This window comes from Mordavella massiliensis, assembly GCF_016902415.1.
In the GTDB taxonomy this organism is placed as follows: Bacteria; Bacillota; Clostridia; order Lachnospirales; family Lachnospiraceae; genus Merdimonas; species Merdimonas faecigallinarum.
In genome coordinates, this window is sequence record NZ_JACJLV010000012.1 from 1 (window position 1) to 16,240 (window position 16,240).

17 protein-coding genes are annotated in these 16,240 nt (G+C 50.9%); 15 read left to right on the forward strand and 2 right to left on the reverse strand.

The features are described from left to right. The 5 genes from H6A13_RS05095 to H6A13_RS05115 all read left to right on the forward strand — a co-directional run. On the forward strand, positions 1 to 686 hold a 686-nt coding region (locus H6A13_RS05095), incomplete at its 5' end, for an HD domain-containing protein (protein WP_243424732.1). Between the two features lie 173 nt (positions 687 to 859). Beyond that, positions 860 to 1,819: an ArsR/SmtB family transcription factor gene (locus H6A13_RS05100; protein ID WP_204908538.1), complete on the forward strand. Its 960-nt coding sequence runs from the start codon at positions 860 to 862 to the stop codon at positions 1,817 to 1,819. Positions 1,820 to 1,851: 32 nt separating this feature from the next. Beyond that, positions 1,852 to 2,658, forward strand: coding sequence for an ABC transporter permease (locus tag H6A13_RS05105; protein WP_204908539.1), 807 nt, complete (start codon positions 1,852 to 1,854; stop codon positions 2,656 to 2,658). Positions 2,659 to 2,689: 31 nt separating this feature from the next. After that, entirely contained in the window at positions 2,690 to 3,547 is an 858-nt protein-coding gene (locus tag H6A13_RS05110; protein ID WP_204908540.1) for an ABC transporter ATP-binding protein, read from the forward strand. Then, entirely contained in the window at positions 3,492 to 4,301 is an 810-nt protein-coding gene (locus H6A13_RS05115) for an ABC transporter permease (RefSeq protein WP_204908541.1), read from the forward strand. Before H6A13_RS05110 ends, H6A13_RS05115 begins: the two co-directional genes overlap by 56 nt. Before the next feature lie 55 nt (positions 4,302 to 4,356). On the opposite strand, the gene H6A13_RS05120 is transcribed toward H6A13_RS05115, so the two are convergent. Further along, on the reverse strand, positions 4,357 to 5,811 hold the full coding sequence (locus H6A13_RS05120; protein WP_204908542.1) for a CapA family protein: 1,455 nt from the start codon (positions 5,809 to 5,811) through the stop codon (positions 4,357 to 4,359). 117 nt (positions 5,812 to 5,928) lie between these two features. Next, positions 5,929 to 7,149 carry an MFS transporter gene (locus H6A13_RS05125; protein ID WP_204908543.1) on the reverse strand — a complete coding sequence of 407 codons (1,221 nt, stop codon included), beginning with the start codon at positions 7,147 to 7,149 and terminating at the stop codon, positions 5,929 to 5,931. Positions 7,150 to 7,271: 122 nt separating this feature from the next. Between H6A13_RS05125 and H6A13_RS05130 the strand changes: the two genes are divergently transcribed. The 10 genes from H6A13_RS05130 to H6A13_RS05175 all read left to right on the forward strand — a co-directional run bounded on the left by H6A13_RS05130 (position 7,272) and on the right by H6A13_RS05175 (position 16,240). After that, a complete protein-coding gene (locus H6A13_RS05130) occupies positions 7,272 to 8,189 on the forward strand; it encodes an AraC family transcriptional regulator (RefSeq protein WP_204908544.1) in 918 nt (305 codons plus the stop codon). Positions 8,190 to 8,345: 156 nt separating this feature from the next. Continuing rightward, on the forward strand, positions 8,346 to 8,540 hold the full coding sequence (gene thiS / locus H6A13_RS05135) for a sulfur carrier protein ThiS (RefSeq protein ID WP_207751846.1): 195 nt from the start codon (positions 8,346 to 8,348) through the stop codon (positions 8,538 to 8,540). A gap of 1 nt (position 8,541) precedes the next feature. Continuing rightward, positions 8,542 to 9,219: a sulfur carrier protein ThiS adenylyltransferase ThiF gene (thiF, locus tag H6A13_RS05140; protein ID WP_204908545.1), complete on the forward strand. Its 678-nt coding sequence runs from the start codon at positions 8,542 to 8,544 to the stop codon at positions 9,217 to 9,219. Positions 9,220 to 9,257: 38 nt separating this feature from the next. Beyond that, positions 9,258 to 10,034: a thiazole synthase gene (locus tag H6A13_RS05145; protein ID WP_204908546.1), complete on the forward strand. Its 777-nt coding sequence runs from the start codon at positions 9,258 to 9,260 to the stop codon at positions 10,032 to 10,034. Between the two features lie 20 nt (positions 10,035 to 10,054). Next, entirely contained in the window at positions 10,055 to 10,627 is a 573-nt protein-coding gene (locus tag H6A13_RS05150) for a thiamine phosphate synthase (protein ID WP_204908547.1), read from the forward strand. 218 nt (positions 10,628 to 10,845) lie between these two features. Then, positions 10,846 to 11,709 (forward strand): class II fructose-1,6-bisphosphate aldolase, encoded by an 864-nt coding sequence (gene fba, locus H6A13_RS05155; protein WP_204908548.1) that lies wholly within the window; start codon positions 10,846 to 10,848, stop codon positions 11,707 to 11,709. 110 nt (positions 11,710 to 11,819) lie between these two features. Further along, a complete protein-coding gene (locus tag H6A13_RS05160) occupies positions 11,820 to 13,931 on the forward strand; it encodes a glutamine synthetase III family protein (RefSeq protein ID WP_204908549.1) in 2,112 nt (703 codons plus the stop codon). Positions 13,932 to 13,943: 12 nt separating this feature from the next. Next, complete coding sequence (locus tag H6A13_RS05165; RefSeq protein ID WP_204908550.1) at positions 13,944 to 14,417, forward strand: HAAS signaling domain-containing protein; 474 nt, start codon at positions 13,944 to 13,946, stop codon at positions 14,415 to 14,417. Positions 14,418 to 14,727: 310 nt separating this feature from the next. Continuing rightward, positions 14,728 to 14,904 (forward strand): hypothetical protein, encoded by a 177-nt coding sequence (locus H6A13_RS05170; RefSeq protein WP_204908551.1) that lies wholly within the window; start codon positions 14,728 to 14,730, stop codon positions 14,902 to 14,904. 166 nt (positions 14,905 to 15,070) lie between these two features. Further along, the gene (locus H6A13_RS05175; RefSeq protein WP_204908600.1) at positions 15,071 to 16,240 is read left to right on the forward strand and encodes a THUMP domain-containing class I SAM-dependent RNA methyltransferase; all 1,170 of its coding nucleotides are present in this window, start codon (positions 15,071 to 15,073) and stop codon (positions 16,238 to 16,240) included.

Here is a 16,240-nt window from a genome sequence, read left to right on the forward strand (position 1 = left end):
ACTTAAAACAGGAGCAGAAAATACGAGTGATCAGTTATAAAGATGTTAAGAAAAATGAAGAAATCAACGCATTGATCGAAAAAGGCAATGATGTATTATATGAGCTGGGGTATACGGAGCATTCCAGAAAACATGCGGCCAGAGTCGCCCAGCGGGCCGGAGAGATTCTTGAAAAATTAGAGTTTGACGAACACGAGGTAGAACTTGCCAGGATTGCAGGATATATGCATGATATCGGCAACTGCGTCAACCGGAACAACCATGCGCACAGCGGGGCGATACTGGCATATCAGATCTTGAGGGAAGAGGATCTGTCCATTAATGACGTTCTTACAATAGTGACAGCCATCGGGCATCACGATGAAGCTACCGGGACATCAGTAGACGCCGTCTCTGCGGCGCTGATCCTGGCGGACAAGACGGATGTGAGAAGAAACCGGGTGCAGAACCGCAACCCGGCAAACTTTGACATCCATGACCGGGTCAATTATGCGGCGCTGAAAGCGGCTCTGGAACTGAAAGAAGAAAAGAAAGTGATTCAGATGAATCTGGAACTGGACGATTCCATCTGTACGGTGATGGATTACTTTGAGATCTTTCTTGAACGGATGTTGATGTGCCGCAGGGCCGCAGAAGTGCTGGGGTGCCGGTTCAAGCTGGTGGCGAACGGGAACAAGTTATGCTGAAAACCGAATGAAAGCCATCTGTCAGAAGTGCTGACAGATGGCTTTTTGCATGAGATTGGATAAAAAGTCAATTGAGGATATTGACAAATATAGTCTGCATCTTTATAATGCACCTACCTTAAGGGAAAACAACATAGATTCACTAATTAGTAAATCAAAGGAAGGGCAGAATCATGATTTTAGATCAGTGGAAAAGTGAGGGAATGGATGTGACCATCTCTTATCTGCCGGTGTGGGAACTGTGCTATTCCATGCATGTGCTTTCAGAACCGGATCATCACCTTTACCGGAGAAAGTGGTCAAAAAGGGTAGAAGAAGAATTTCCGGATCTTGTGAAGAGAATCCGTGATTATAGCGAGGTGACTTGTCAGTGGACGCTCTTTATTGATGTTCCTGTATGGAGCGAGATGCGCCAAATGGAGATTCCGGAGTTTTTTGCGTTTCTGCGGAAGAAGGAAATCTTCTGGTGGAACCAGGCGGCAGAGACGCTTGGGAAGAAACTGACCATTCTGGAGCGAAGGGATATCCTTGGGATTTTTCAGGACTATTACGAGCAGATATTCCGGAGAGAAGAAATGATCCTTCGGGCTTACCTTGTCAGAGTCCTGGAGAGGGAGCGGGAATTTTGCATAGAACATGGCGTCTGGGAATGGTGTAAAACCATTCATGAGAGAATGCGTGTGGAAGAGACCCAGGTCCGATACCTGAAGAATCGGGACTTTGTCTATCAGAAGAAAGATATCCGGAGAATTTATCTTACGGCAAGTACTTTTCTGGAACCGCATCTGTGGCTGTATCAGCATGACACGGAGCTGGAGGTGGTTAAAAGCATCCGGGTGGAGCAGCCGGAAGATTATCATTTGCCGGAACAGACAGTGCTGGTGTTCAAGGCGCTTGGAGACCGGTCCAGGCTGAATATTGTAAGGCTTTTATTCCGCGGAGTAAAAACGACACAAGAGCTTGCTGCAAAGCTGGGGTTGAGCGAGGCGGCGGTGTCCAAGCATCTGAAGATTCTAAGCGAGGCAAAGCTGGTAAAGAAGAAGGCAAGCGGTCATTATATGGAGTATACCCTGAATATGGAAGTGGTTGACTTTATTCCCTATACTTTTTATGAAATGCTGACCAGATTCTGAACCGAAGACAGGAAATGAAAAGGAGGAGCAATATGAATCTTATCTGGTCGACTTACCGGCGGATCAGGACCGGGATCTTGCGGGCGGTGCCGTGGTCTTTTATGGTGTCCAGGATTACGACTGGAGTAATCCAGATTATTATTCCTTATTTTATTTATGTGTTTTTTATGGAAAGAAATGTCACAGACACCTTTTACGCATATGCAGGCGGCGCTGATTATATGACTTATGTGGTGCTGGGATCCGCTTTAAACGTGCTGGCGGTTTCTACATTGATGAATATTGGAAGGGCGCTGATCACAGAACTTCGGGAGGGAACTTTAGAAATGCTCCTGTTGTCGCCTTCACCGAGAGGCCCTTATTTTGCCGGGTGCCTGCTGGAACAGACAACCCGGGCGCTGCTGGAATTTGCAGCGGTACTGGTGGTGGGCGCCTGTTGCGGAGCAAAGCTTGGAAGAATATTTACGGTTTCTGCACTGTTTGCTATCGCGCTTGCCGTTTTTGGATTTTTTTGCATGGGGCTTTTGCTTTCGGGGGTCATGCTGTATACAAGAGATACATATATCACGCAAAATACCCTGTTTGTATCCATGAGCCTGGTCTGCGGGATTGCGTTTCCTATTCAGTATCTGCCGCAGTGGGTGCAAAATGTGGCTCAGATATTTCCGCTGACTCCCGCGGTCACTCTGTTTCGGAATGTGGTGACCGGCGGGCAGGGACTTCTGGAAAACGGACAGCTTATTTTACAGGTTCTTTTGCTGTCGGCAGTGTATCTTTCCGCTGGCTTTCTCTGGAACCGGAAGCTTGAGCGGTCTCTTCTGGAGAGCATGTTCGGATAAATAATATTTGTGAAAATGAGGTGGAAAACAGATGATACAGGCAGAGCACTTGTCAAAAACATATGTATTAAAAGAAAAGAGCCATCTGTTCGGGAAAAGGAAGGTACGGCAAATTTCGGCGGTCCGTGATATTTCACTGGAGATACCGAAGGGAAAGATCACGGGTGTCCTGGGGATCAACGGAGCCGGAAAAACTACCACGATCCGGATGCTGGCATCTTTGATCACGCCTACTTCGGGGAGTCTTACGATGGATGGCGTGGATGCGGTGAAGAATCATCTCTGGGTGAAAGAGCGGATCAATATGATCTCAGGCGGAGAGAGAAATCTCTACTGGCGGCTGACGGCGCAGGAAAATCTCCGCTATTTCGGAAGTCTGTACGGGATCGGGAAAAAAGAACTGGAGGAAAGGATCGGAGAACTTCTGAAAACGGTGGGACTGGAGGAAGCAAAAGACATTCCGGTGGAACGGTATTCCAAGGGGATGAAACAGAGGCTGCAGATTGCGAGAGGGCTGATCAATGAGCCAGAGTATCTGTTTTTGGATGAACCGACTCTGGGACTGGATATTTTGATCGCAAAGGAAATCAGGGAGCTGATCCACTCGCTGGCAAAGGAGAGGGGAAAAGGCATCCTTCTGACGACTCATTATATCAGTGAAGCGGAAGAGTTGTGCGACTATATCTATGTGCTGGATCAGGGGCAGATCATTGCCAGAGGCACCAAGGAGGAGTTGAAGGAGATTTTTAAGGTGAAGCCCCGGATGGTGGTGCAGGAGATGAGTCTGGAGGAAGTCCTGATGAAGATTATCAAACGATCGAGAGGTGAAGGGGATGGAAAAGATTCTGCGTGTCATGAAGGCGGAGATCATCAAACAGCAGCAGTATGATTATCATTCTTATTTTGTCTGGTGTTCGCTTCTGATCTGGCCGGTCCTCGGATTTCTGGAGGTCTACTATACTTACAAACCTTTTGCGTTTACCGGCTATCTGGGAATCCATGACAGCGGTGATCTGCTGGCGTTTCTTGGAACCGGATATATGGCGTACACCTGCTTCTGGTCTATGGTGCAGAATGCCTGGTCCATGTCTTTGCAGGAGCGGGAGGACGGAACGCTGGAAATCACTTTTCTGACGCCTGCAAGCCGGATGGCGATGAATTACGGGAAAGCGCTGGGCGCTCTGATCCAGGAAGTGTGGATGTTCGGATGCTTTTGTCTGTTTGTATTATTTTATACGCATACGTTGACTTTGGAAAATCTGTGGGCGCTGCCGTTGTTTTTATGCTTGCTGTTGTTCTCTTCTATGATATGGGGCGGCATGCTGAATGCGATTTTTCTGTATTCCAGGGATGCGTCAATGATCATGGATGTGTTTGACGCGCCCATGATCCTGTTTGCAGGAACCAGGATTCCGGTGCAGTGTTTTCCGGTATGGGCAAAGGTAATATCTTTACTTTTCCCCCTGACATATTGCCTGAATATCATCCGCTTTATTCTGGGCATTCAGGGCGGAGGAGCAGAGATCATGCCGGATCTGGCCGGGCTTGTCATCTGCCTGGGTGTGATGGCGGGAGTGACCGCCTGGCTGATCAGACGGGTGGAAAAGCATAACAGGGAAACAGGAGAACTGCAGTTTTATTAACTGTGGTTCTCCTGTTGTTATAGAAACCGTATTCTTTACGAACAGACCGGATCGCTTACAGCGCTGATTTTAATGGAAGGGCTTCCTTTACTTTTTCCACGCCTTCGCCGATGATAGCCTGGGTTCTGGCTGCGGATTCGTCTGCTTCTTCTTTGATGCCTGTAACGCCGGTTACGTCTTCCAGATTTTCGGTGTCATCGACCGGCAGGACCAGGAAAGCGGCATCCTTCTCACCGGGATAGCGGTGCGTCCACATGGGAGTGAAGGTCACATCTTCCAGCGTAACCTTTCCCTTTTTGTTGCTGGAAAGGGAGAGGCTTAAGAGGTAACTGTCCTCGGTTTCGCCTGTGGGCAGTTCTTCTGTCATATATTCGATCTGCTGGTTGGACAGGAAATTTCCGATGGCATAAGCGCAGAGCATCTGGTGCTTGCCGTCTGTGGAAGTCAGCACATCTACCGGCTGGATCACATGAGGATGGCTGCCGATCAGAGTGTCGATTCCCAGGTCGCAAAGTTCCTGTGCGATCGTTTCCTGCTGCTCAGACGGAGTGGTCTGGTATTCGTTGCCCCAGTGCATATAGGCGATGGTGTACTGGGCGCCTTCTTTTTTCATGGCTGCGAGAGAATTTTCTACTTCCGCATAGAAGGAATCCAGATCATTGTAGTTAAAGGAATTGATCAGCGGGGCAATCTCCTCGGACAGAGGAATGGAATTAATGGAAACTTCGCCGTCCTCTTCTGTGGTTTCAAATACATAACTGATCACGCCGATCTTAATTCCGTTTACATCCACTACATTGTAGGTCTTTTGCTCTTCGTCAGAGCGGGTGCCCAGATAACCAAGATCTCGCTCCTTTAGTACGTCCATGGTGCGTAAAAGCCCCTCATCCCCGCCGTCATATACATGATTGCTGGCAAGATTGATCATGTCAAAGCCGCATCCTGCCAGGGAATCCGCCAGGGCATCGGGGGAGCGGAAGATCGGATAGCTGCTGTAGCCAGCCTCTTCTCCGGCCAGAGAGGTCTCCAGAGTAACGGTGGCCATGTCAGAAGCTTCGATCAGATCCCTGCAATAGTCAAAGATGGGATCGTAATTGTAGGTATTATCTTCAGAATTATAATAGGTGGCAGACTCCATGATCGGTCCGTGGAAAACCACATCCCCCGCCGCCGTCCAGGTGGCTTTGGAAGGCGTGAACTGCGCTTCCGCGGCTGCCTTTTCTGCTTCTGCTTTCTTTTGCAGTTCTTCTTTGGTAGGAACTGCAAGAGAAGTCAGAGCGGCAAGGAGGATCCCGCAAAGGATAATGCCAAACAAAAAAATGTAGAAATTGCGGTCGCTTTCCAGGAAATAGGATAAGTCAGATCTGCGGCGATTTCTGTGATGAGAATGTGCCTTATGGGATTCGGTGTGATGAGAAGCATGGAGACGCCGGTGTTCCAGCCGTTCCAGCTTCTCCTGACGCTCCATCCGTTCCTGGGCTTTCTTTCTGTGTTCTTCAAATTCAGACATATCTCTTGTTGAGCCTTGTTTGTCAGATAAAAAAGGCTCTCCCCCTCTTTCGTGTGATACATTTATTGTAACGCCGGAATAGAAGAAAAACAAGAGTCAAATGGGGACGGGGGATTTTCAGAAATCCCCCGTCCCCATTTGAAGGCGTCCGGCAGTAGCAGCCAGTAAGAATACGGCGCCGCAGAACAGGCAGTTGAAGGCAAGGCCGGTTTCCAGGCCTGCCAGGTCATTGATGATCCCTACGATCCAGGGCCCGAACATGCCGCCGAGTCCGCCGAATGCCAGGAAGATCCCCAGTGTCCGGCCGGTATGGCCGGTGCTGATCTCGGAGATGACAGCCGTGGATGTGGGAAAGATGATGGAATAACAGAATCCGCTGGCAGATGTAAGAAGGGCCAGGGATTCCGGTCCTGCAATCCCGCCAAGGATGCAAATGGCTGCAAGGAGCGAGGCGGCCAGGATGCTTCGGACGTGGCCCGCCCGGTCAACGAACAGGCTGCCACAGAGCCGTCCCAGTGTGATCCCGATATAAAAAAGGGAAAGGCCGGTGGAAGCTTCCAGTATGGAAAAGTGCTTCACATGACAATAGAAGTCCACCAGCCAGGTGGCGGTGCCGATTTCAGCCGCCATATAAGCGAAGTTCGATAGATTCATGGATAATACGGCCAGGCTTCGGGCCCTGCGCGGATGTCTGGCAGAGGTTGCGCCCTCCCGGAAGGAGCCGGGGGAAGGGGCGGAAGTTTCTTTCGCATTTCCGGCATGTCGGAAGGAGGCGGGCCAGCGCAGAAGGACGAAATATACGGCAGCCGGGACGGCGATCAGCAGTCCGGACCGGTAGATTAACCGCCAGGAAACGCCCTGGTCGAGAAAGAGACCGGCAATCATGGGAGTGACAAACGCGCCGCAGCCGGCAATGGCAGCCAGTATATTTAAGTAACGGCCCTTCTTTTCCTTATAGATGGCGGCAATGATGTTACAGCCGCCAAGCTCCAGGGAACCAAGGCCGATCCCGATAAAGAAGATAAATGCAATGAGAGCGAGAAGCCCGGAAGAGGCGGCATATCCGGCTACACCGAAGATCAAAGAGCAGGCTGCCAGTACCAGGGTGAATTTCGGCCCGGTCCGGTCAGCCAGGATGCCGACCAGCAGTGTGGCGGCAAAATATCCGGCGTATTGTCCCATGACAACAGAGCCGCCCGCGGTATAGCTAAGATCCAGATCTGTCAGCAGTACCGAAAGGGTAGCGCCCCGCATGCTGTCAAACATACCGAAGAGCAGATAACTCAGAAATCCGCCCAGTGTCAGAATGATAAGCTGGCGTCTGGTGAGTTTTGGCATAATCTTCCTCCTGTGTCTTGTATATTTCTCCGGGTTCAAGTATGATTATATCAGCAAAAAATGTGGACAGATAATAATATCGAGCCTAAAAATATGACAATTTCGTCAAACAGGAGGAAATCATGATAGAATTTGGCGATACCATCACAGATGAAAGAGGGAGGGAAGACCTGGGGCATGTGGCCGGGGGATTTCCGGTAGGGTGTTATTTTGACGATCTGAGCCATAAGACCATTCCCTGGCACTGGCACGGGGAAATGGAGGCAGGGATCGTGGCGGAAGGGAGGATCCGGTTCCGGACGCCGGGGCAGGACCTTTCCCTGTCAAAAGGAGACGGCTTCTTTGTAAACAGTGAAGTCCTGCATGAGATGCACCGTGAAGAGGAGGGCCCCTGCGAGGTGCATATCCTGGCGTTTCAGCCGGAACTTGCAGGCGCGAAAGGCAGTATATTCTGGGATAAATATATTTTTCCGGTTCTTGGAAACCCGCAGCTGGAAGGAATGGGGCTGGACCGGGATCTTCGAAAACCAGTAAGGGATCTGATCGAGGACGCCTGGCTTGCCTGTGTAAAAGAAGAGGAAGGCTTTGAGATCCGGGTACGGGAAGATCTGACCCGGCTATTACTGCTTCTTGGCGGGAAATATCCGGCGTCTGCCGGAAAGGAAAAGGGCGGCCGGGAAAGATCCAGGCGGTACAATGAGCGGATGAAGCAGATGCTGACATTTATCCGGGAACACTATGGAGAACCGCTGACTGCAGAGCAGATCGCGGCCAGCGCCTCAGTCAGCCCAAGCGAGTGTCTGCGGTGTTTCCGGAGCGTGCTTGGGACTACGCCGATTTCTTATCTGCGGGATTACCGGCTTCAGACGGCTGCAAAACTGCTTGCCGGAACCTCCCGGAAAATATCCGATATCACGGACCAGTGCGGATTTTCGGAAATGAGTTACTTTGCCAAATCCTTCCGCGAAATGTACCACTGTACGCCCTCGGCTTACCGGAACGGAGCGGATCCTGTCCGGACAGGGGAGGGGAAATATTGACATTTCCGGAAACTGTGGTATGATAAGGGAGATGTGAATATCGGAAACATAGAGTGAACAAGGGTTCATGAAGGGGTGCACCACCGCGGGTGTATTGCTTTGTGAACCCTTTTTTGTCCCATGGGAAATCTGTTTTCGGGAAAGGAGAACCGGATCATGAAAGTAAATGGAGAAGAGAAAGTCCTGGAAAAAGAGATCCTGCTTTCTGAATATCTGGAGCAGGAAGGATATCAGACCGGGCGGATCGCTGTGGAGCGAAACGGAGAGATCATTCCGAAAAGAAATTATAAGGCAACCATTCTTCACAATGACGATGTGCTGGAAGTGGTGAGTTTTGTAGGAGGAGGCTAAGATGGCGGACCGGGACTGGGTATTAACAAAGGAAGAAATAGATGCGGCTCTGGAGGCCAGGCATTCCAGAACTGTGCAGGAACGGCTGCGGGCCGGGAAGGTGGCGGTGGCCGGGCTGGGAGGCCTGGGCTCCAATGTGGCCGTTTCCCTTGCAAGGATTGGCGTCGGACACCTGCATCTGGTTGATTTTGACCGGGTGGACGTGACCAACCTGAACAGACAGCAGTATTTTATGCGCCAGATCGGCAGGTACAAGACGGATGCTTTAAAGGAAGAACTGCTGGAGATCAATCCATACCTGGATATCCGCACGGACTGCGTCCGGGTGACAGAGGAAAACCTGGAGGCGTTGTTCCAGGAGGAAGAGATTGTCTGCGAGGCCTTTGATGACCCGGAATGCAAGGCCATGCTGGTCAACGGTATTCTGGAGAGATTTCCGGAAAAGATTATCGTCAGCGCCTCCGGCATGGCGGGGTACGGGCAAAGCAACGAGATCCGCACCCGGAAGATCGGGAAAAATTTCTATCTCTGCGGGGACGGGGTCAGTGATTCCGGAAATGGTATGGGGCTGATGGCGCCCCGCGTGGCAGTCTGTGCCGGCCATGAGGCAAACCTGATCGCGGAGCTTCTAATTGACGGGCGTGACGGCGGCCAGACGGATAAAAATGACGATAAATAATAGAAGAAACAGAAGAAAGAAACAGGAGGAATGAAGAAATGACAGACAGAGAAAAAGATACATTGGTGATCGGAGGACATGCCTTCACATCCAGGTTTATCCTGGGATCCGGTAAATATTCCTTTGAACTTATCAAAGCTGCGGTGGAGAATGCCGGCGCGCAGATCATTACCATGGCGCTTCGCAGGGCGAGCCAGTATGGAGACAATATTCTGGATTATATTCCGGACGGGGTGACGCTGCTTCCCAATACTTCCGGGTCAAAGACAGCTGAGGAGGCGGTCCGGACCGCAAGACTGTCCAGAGAGATCTGCGGCAGTGATTTTGTAAAAGTGGAAGTGATCCCGGATACAAAATACCTGCTTCCGGACAATTATGAGACTGTGAAAGCCACAGAGATCCTGGCAAAAGAAGGATTTATCGTAATGCCTTATATGTATCCGGATCTGAATGCCGCAAAGGCGCTGCGGGATGCGGGAGCAGCCTGCATCATGCCGCTTGGCGCGCCCATTGGATCCAATAAAGGGATCTGCACCAGAGATTTTATCCAGATCCTGATCGATGAGATGGATCTGCCGATCATTGTGGATGCGGGGATCGGAAAGCCGTCCCAGGCCTGTGAAGCCATGGAGATGGGAGCGGCGGCTGTGATGGCAAATACGGCCATTGCCACAGCAGGAGATATCCCGGCCATGGCAGGCGCATTTAAGCAGGCCATTGAGGCGGGCCGCGCGGCGTATCTTGCAGGCATGGGCCGCGTCATTGAACGCGGGGCCAGCGCCTCCTCTCCGGTGACCGGCGTCAGCGGGAAATAAGATGTGGCAGGGAAAAGAGGATGTATGAAGGAATTGATTTTACAAAAGTGATAGCAGTATCCAACCGGCATCTGAGCAGACTTCCTTACCTTGCACAGGTGGAGAGGATCCTGCGCCTGCATCCGAAGGCCTTTCTTTTGCGGGAAAAGGATCTGGGAGAGGAAGAATATCGAAAGCTTGCAAAGCAGGTGAAGAAACTCTGCGACCAATATCAGGTCGAGCTGATCCCCCATTTTTATCCGGCCACGGCAGAAGCGCTGGGGTGCGGCGCGGTGCATCTGCCGCTCTGGAAATACAGGGAGACTTCTGATCTTTATGGCCTCCGGGTCGGCGTATCAGTGCATGCTGTAGAAGAAGCGAAGGAAGCGGTGGGGCTTGGTGCGTCGTATCTGACGGCAGGGCATGTGTTTGCCACGGACTGCAAGAAGGGGCTTGCACCCCGGGGACTGCCCTTTTTAAAAGAAATCTGTGATGTTGCGAAAGTGCCGGTTTACGGGATCGGCGGGATCGGACCTGACCCGGAACAGATCCGCCAGACACTGGAACAGGGTGCGACAGGAGTCTGTATCATGTCCGGGATGATGCGGATATAAAATATGGCATCCGAAAGCATAATGCCTTCGGATGCCATACTTTATGAGGGGGGAGATAGTCGAATCTATCAACTATCCAGGTTTTATTATAGAAGGAAAATGTGACCAAAATATGTTCAGAGTCTAAAAAAAGCGAAAATTTCTGATTTCCTTGTCATTTTTCTTATTATGAGATATAATGGTTAAAGCAAATTTTTAGGAATTGGAGGAAATTGAAAATGTTAGTATCAGCAAAAGACATGCTTGAAAAAGCGGTCGCAGGTCACTATGCGGTTGGTCAGTTCAATATCAATAACCTGGAGTGGACCAAATGTATCCTTCAGGCTGCTGAGGAGTGCAAATCTCCGGTAATCTTAGGCGTATCCGAGGGAGCCGGCAAGTACATGACAGGATTTAAGACCGTAGCTTCCATGGTATCTGCTATGATCGAAGAGATGGGCATTACCGTTCCGGTAGCGCTTCACCTGGATCACGGAACCTATGACGGATGTATGAAATGTATCGAGGCAGGATTTTCTTCTATCATGTTTGACGGATCCAAGTACCCGATCGATGAAAATGTTGCAAAGACAAAAGAGCTGATTGCGATCTGCCGTGAGAAGGGAATGTCCCTGGAGGCAGAGGTCGGAGCTATCGGCGGCGAGGAAGACGGCGTGATCGGACAGGGCGAATGCGCAGATCCTAACGAGTGCAAGATGATCGCTGACCTTGGCGTAGACATGCTGGCAGCAGGCATTGGAAATATCCATGGAAAATATCCTGCAAACTGGGCAGGCTTAAGCTTTGAGACTCTGGACGCCATCCAGCAGCTGACAGGAGATCTTCCGCTGGTTCTCCACGGCGGTACCGGAATCCCGGACGACATGATCAAAAAAGCCATCGACCTTGGCGTTGCCAAGATCAATGTAAATACAGAGTGCCAGTTAGTATTTGCAGAAGCTACCCGCAAGTACATCGAGGCAGGCAAAGACCTGGAAGGCAAAGGCTACGACCCGCGTAAACTTCTCAAACCGGGCGCAGAAGCTATTATCGACAAGGTAAAAGAAAAGATGGAACTGTTTGGTTCCGTAGGAAAAGCCTAAGCATCAGGCACAGGGATAAAAAGAATAAAGGCGTTCCAACCGGAAGTTGGAGTGCCTTTTTCTGATATGCGGCAGAATGATACGAGAAGGAAGAAAGGAAATGCGAGAATATGAGTGAAGCATTTAACGTGGCTGACATTTTCGGACAGGACGTTTTTAACGACACTGTTATGCAGGAACGTCTCCCGAAAAAGGTATACAAGGACCTGAAGAAGACGATTGAGGAAGGAAAAGAGCTGGATCTGGCGACTGCGGATGTGATCGCCCATGAGATGAAGGAGTGGGCCATTGAAAAAGGCGCCACCCATTACACCCACTGGTTTCAGCCGTTGACGGGCGTAACAGCAGAAAAACACGATTCCTTTATTTCAGCGCCTATGCCAAGCGGAAAGGTTCTGATGAGTTTCTCGGGAAAAGAACTGATCAAGGGAGAGCCGGACGCTTCGTCTTTCCCCTCCGGCGGGCTTCGGGCCACTTTTGAGGCGAGAGGATATACGGCATGGGACTGTACGTCTCCGGCGTTCGTGCGTAAAGATGCGGCAGGTGCGACACTTTGTATTCCCACTGCATTTTGTTCTTATACAGGAGAAGCGCTGGATCAGAAGACTCCGCTTCTTCGTTCCATGGAGGCCATTAACATCCAGGCGCTCCGCCTGATCCGCCTCTTTGGAAATACGACCTCCAGAAAAGTGACTCCTTCCGTAGGTCCTGAACAGGAATATTTCCTGGTAGACGCAAAGAAATTTCAGCAGAGAAAAGACCTGATCTATACCGGCAGGACCCTGTTTGGCGCGATGCCGCCCAAGGGGCAGGAACTGGACGATCATTATTTTGGAACCATCCGCCAGCGGATCGCCGGATTTATGCGTGATGTGAACATTGAACTGTGGAAGGTGGGCGTAAGCTCCAAGACACAGCACAATGAAGTGGCTCCGGCACAGCATGAGCTGGCGCCCATCTATGCGCCGGCCAATGTGGCGGTGGACCACAACCATCTGGTGATGCAGACGCTGAAACGGGTGGCCGGTCAGCATGGCATGAAGTGTCTGCTCCACGAGAAACCCTTTGCAGGAGTGAACGGCTCCGGCAAGCATGACAACTGGTCTCTGACCACAGACGACGGAAAGAACCTTCTGGATCCTGGCAAAACCCCGCATGAAAATATTCAGTTCTTGCTGGTACTGACTTGTATTTTAAAGGCGGTGGATGAGCATGCAGATCTGTTAAGAGAGTCTGCGGCCGATCCGGGGAACGATCACCGTCTGGGGGCGAACGAAGCGCCGCCGGCGATCATTTCCGTGTTCCTTGGCGACCAGCTGGAGGACGTGATCGAGCAGCTTGTCAGCACCGGAGAGGCAACCCACAGCTTAAAGGGCGGGAAGCTTGAGACCGGCGTGCGCACGCTGCCGGATCTGGCAAAAGATGCGACAGACCGGAACCGGACGAGCCCGTTTGCATTTACCGGAAATAAATTTGAATTCCGTATGGTAGGCTCCAGAGATTCTGTAGCCGGCCCCAACGTGGTGTTGAATACCATCGTGGCGGAAGCATTTTCCGAGGCCTGCGATGTACTGGAAAATTCCGATAATTTTGAGATGGCAGTGCATGACCTGATCAAAAAGTACGCAACAGAGCACCAGAAGATCATTTTCAATGGCAATGGATATTCCGACGAGTGGGTGAAAGAAGCCGAGCGGAGAGGACTGCCCAACATCCGCTCCATGGTGGAGGCGATCCCGGCTCTGACGACGGAAAAATCCGTGGCAATGTTTGAAAAGTTCGGAGTATTTACCAGGGCGGAGCTGGAGTCCAGAGAAGAGATCAAATACGAAAATTATGCAAAGGCGATCAATATAGAGGCCCGTACCATGATCGATATGGCCAGCAAGCAGTTCCTTCCGGCGTTTATCAAGTACACCAGAACGCTGGCGGACACGGTGATCGCTGTGCGGGAAGCAGGAGCAGATCCTTCCGTGCAGTCTGATATTTTAAATGAAGTGACCGTTCATCTTGCCGAGACCAGAGAGGCGCTGGAAAAGCTGAAGGTGGTAACAGAAAAGGCGGCTGCCATGGCAGAGGGAGGAGACCAGGCCAGATATTATCACTCCGAGGTGGTTCCGGCCATGGAAGCGCTGCGCGCGCCGGTAGATACCATGGAGATGATCATGGATAAGGACGCATGGCCGATGCCGTCCTACGGCGATCTGATGTTTGAAGTGTAAAGGAGAGACTTCGTGACAAGAAGAGAATTTATCGACAAGCTGAAAGCCGCGCTGGAGCAGGATCTAAGCCCCGGCGAAGTGCAGGAGCAGGTTACATTTTATAATGATTATATCCGGGACGAGGTGCGAAAAGGGAGAACGGAGGAAGCGGTAACCGCGGAACTCGGGGATCCCTGGGCAATCGCCCGCAATATCATCAGCGCCGCGGAGATCACAGGCGAAGGAAGCTTCGGACAGGAGAGCGAGGGACGCTATCAGGAACCGGAACGGCGCAGAAGCGGCGCGTACCGGGAAGAGAGCGGAAGCCAGATCCATATCTTCGGAGCGCCCAGCTGGTGGCAGATCCTGCTGGTGGTGCTGGGTGTGATCGGTGTGATCGCGCTGGTGATCGCCGTGATCGGAGGGATCTTTTCCCTTCTGGCTCCAATCCTGGTGCCATTACTCGTGATACTTATTATATTTCAGATATTGGGAAAACGCCGGTGAAAACCGGCGTTTTTTGTTAGGCGTTTTTCTTTAAAGGTAAAAGACCGATGGGGGAGCCATCGGTCTTTTGAGGGGAGTATAAATAATTAATAAGGGGTTGTAGAAAGAATCCTTTCTACATGACTTAGTATAATATAGCAGAGATCAAAAAGCAAGCAAAATATTAAAAAAATCTTAAGCAAAATTTGAAACAGCCAGATTGCTGTACAGATGGCAATAAGTGTATAAATAATTCCGCCGGTTCCGATACATAGAATTTCTCAAACAGGAAACAATAATCTCGAAAATAAAAGAAGCAGGAGGAATTGACATGGCAAAAAACAATCAGTCATCCAACAGTAACCAGAATGCAAATAACACGAGACAGAATGGCGCCGGCAAACAGACAGCCGGAAAAAATTCCGCGAACAACAAAAATTCCTACGGGAAAAATAACGCTTCCCGGAATTACACATCCGGCGCATCCGACTACAGCGACAAATACTAGCAACGCAAAAGGGGACGTAGACCTTTGCAAAAGGTCTACGTCCCCTTTTGCGTTTTGCCCTGTCCCAAATTGCATTTTACCCTGTACCCGATTGACAAATTCTACAAAAAGCAAGTAAGATGTAAGGAGCAGGTAAGGAATTTTATTGTTGAGGATAGAGGATATGATGAGTCGTATGGAATTGATCGCGCCCTGTCATTTTGGGCTGGAGGCCGTTTTGAAACGGGAGATCCTGGATCTGGGATATGAGATCCTGGAGGTGGAAGATGGAAGAGTGACATTTCTGGGAGATGCAGAAGCGGTCTGCCGGGCAAATGTGTTTTTGCGCACTGCGGAGCGGATCCTTCTTAAGGTGGGAAGCTTCCGGGCAGTGACGTTTGAGGAATTGTTTGAAAAGACCAGGGCGCTTCCCTGGGAAGCGTATATCCCGAAGAACGGGAAGTTCTGGGTGGCCAAGGCTTCTTCTGTGAAAAGCAGGCTGTTCAGCCCGTCGGATATCCAGTCGATCATGAAGAAGGCGATGGTGCGAAGGCTGCAGGAGAAATATCATCTGGAGTGGTTCCCGGAGGATGGGGCACAGTACCCTCTCCGGGTGTTCCTGATGAAGGATCAGGTGACGGTGGGGATCGACACTTCCGGCATGTCGCTGCACAAGAGAGGGTACCGGGAAATTTCCGGTAAAGCGCCGATCACGGAGACGCTGGCGGCCGCTCTCATCCTGCTGACGCCCTGGAAGCGGGACCGGATCCTGGTGGACCCGTTCTGCGGAAGCGGGACATTTCCGATCGAGGCAGCGATGATGGCCGCGCATATCGCGCCGGGCATGAACCGGTCTTTTACAGCAGAGAACTGGACGGAACTGATCCCGAAGAAACTGTGGTATGACGCGGTAAATGAAGCCGGCGACCTGATCGATGATCAGATTGAGACGGATATCCAGGGATATGATGTGGATGAGGACGTGATCCGCATAGCAAGAAGAAATGCCAGGGAAGCCGGAGTGGAGCATCTGATCCATTTTCAGAGAAGAGATGTGCGGGATCTGCACCATCCGAAAAAGTACGGATTCCTGATCACGAATCCGCCCTACGGGGAACGGCTGGAGGATAAAAAGGACCTGCCGGAGCTCTACCGGGCCTTTGGAGAGGCGTATCGCAGACTGGATTCCTGGTCTGCCTACATGATCACGTCTTACGAGGACGCGGAGAAATATTTCGGAAGGAAAGCGGATAAGAACCGGAAGATCTATAACGGGATGCTGAAAACATATTTTTACCAATTCCAGGGGCCAAAGCCGCCAAGAAGGCCGAAAAGCCCGGAGCAGGGACTGGAGTAA

Coding starts and splice junctions, on each gene's coding strand:
- H6A13_RS05120 (WP_204908542.1), bottom strand. CDS start 5,811: ATGTCTGAATTTGAAGAACACAGAAAGAAAGCCCAGGAACGGATGGAG.
- fba (WP_204908548.1), top strand. CDS start 10,846: ATGTTAGTATCAGCAAAAGACATGCTTGAAAAAGCGGTCGCAGGTCAC.
- H6A13_RS05170 (WP_204908551.1), top strand. CDS start 14,728: ATGGCAAAAAACAATCAGTCATCCAACAGTAACCAGAATGCAAATAAC.
- H6A13_RS05105 (WP_204908539.1), top strand. CDS start 1,852: ATGAATCTTATCTGGTCGACTTACCGGCGGATCAGGACCGGGATCTTG.
- H6A13_RS05160 (WP_204908549.1), top strand. CDS start 11,820: ATGAGTGAAGCATTTAACGTGGCTGACATTTTCGGACAGGACGTTTTT.
- H6A13_RS05175 (WP_204908600.1), top strand. CDS start 15,071: ATGAGTCGTATGGAATTGATCGCGCCCTGTCATTTTGGGCTGGAGGCC.
- H6A13_RS05130 (WP_204908544.1), top strand. CDS start 7,272: ATGATAGAATTTGGCGATACCATCACAGATGAAAGAGGGAGGGAAGAC.
- H6A13_RS05115 (WP_204908541.1), top strand. CDS start 3,492: ATGGAAAAGATTCTGCGTGTCATGAAGGCGGAGATCATCAAACAGCAG.
- thiF (WP_204908545.1), top strand. CDS start 8,542: ATGGCGGACCGGGACTGGGTATTAACAAAGGAAGAAATAGATGCGGCT.
- H6A13_RS05110 (WP_204908540.1), top strand. CDS start 2,690: ATGATACAGGCAGAGCACTTGTCAAAAACATATGTATTAAAAGAAAAG.
- thiS (WP_207751846.1), top strand. CDS start 8,346: ATGAAAGTAAATGGAGAAGAGAAAGTCCTGGAAAAAGAGATCCTGCTT.
- H6A13_RS05100 (WP_204908538.1), top strand. CDS start 860: ATGATTTTAGATCAGTGGAAAAGTGAGGGAATGGATGTGACCATCTCT.
- H6A13_RS05150 (WP_204908547.1), top strand. CDS start 10,055: ATGTATGAAGGAATTGATTTTACAAAAGTGATAGCAGTATCCAACCGG.
- H6A13_RS05145 (WP_204908546.1), top strand. CDS start 9,258: ATGACAGACAGAGAAAAAGATACATTGGTGATCGGAGGACATGCCTTC.
- H6A13_RS05125 (WP_204908543.1), bottom strand. CDS start 7,149: ATGCCAAAACTCACCAGACGCCAGCTTATCATTCTGACACTGGGCGGA.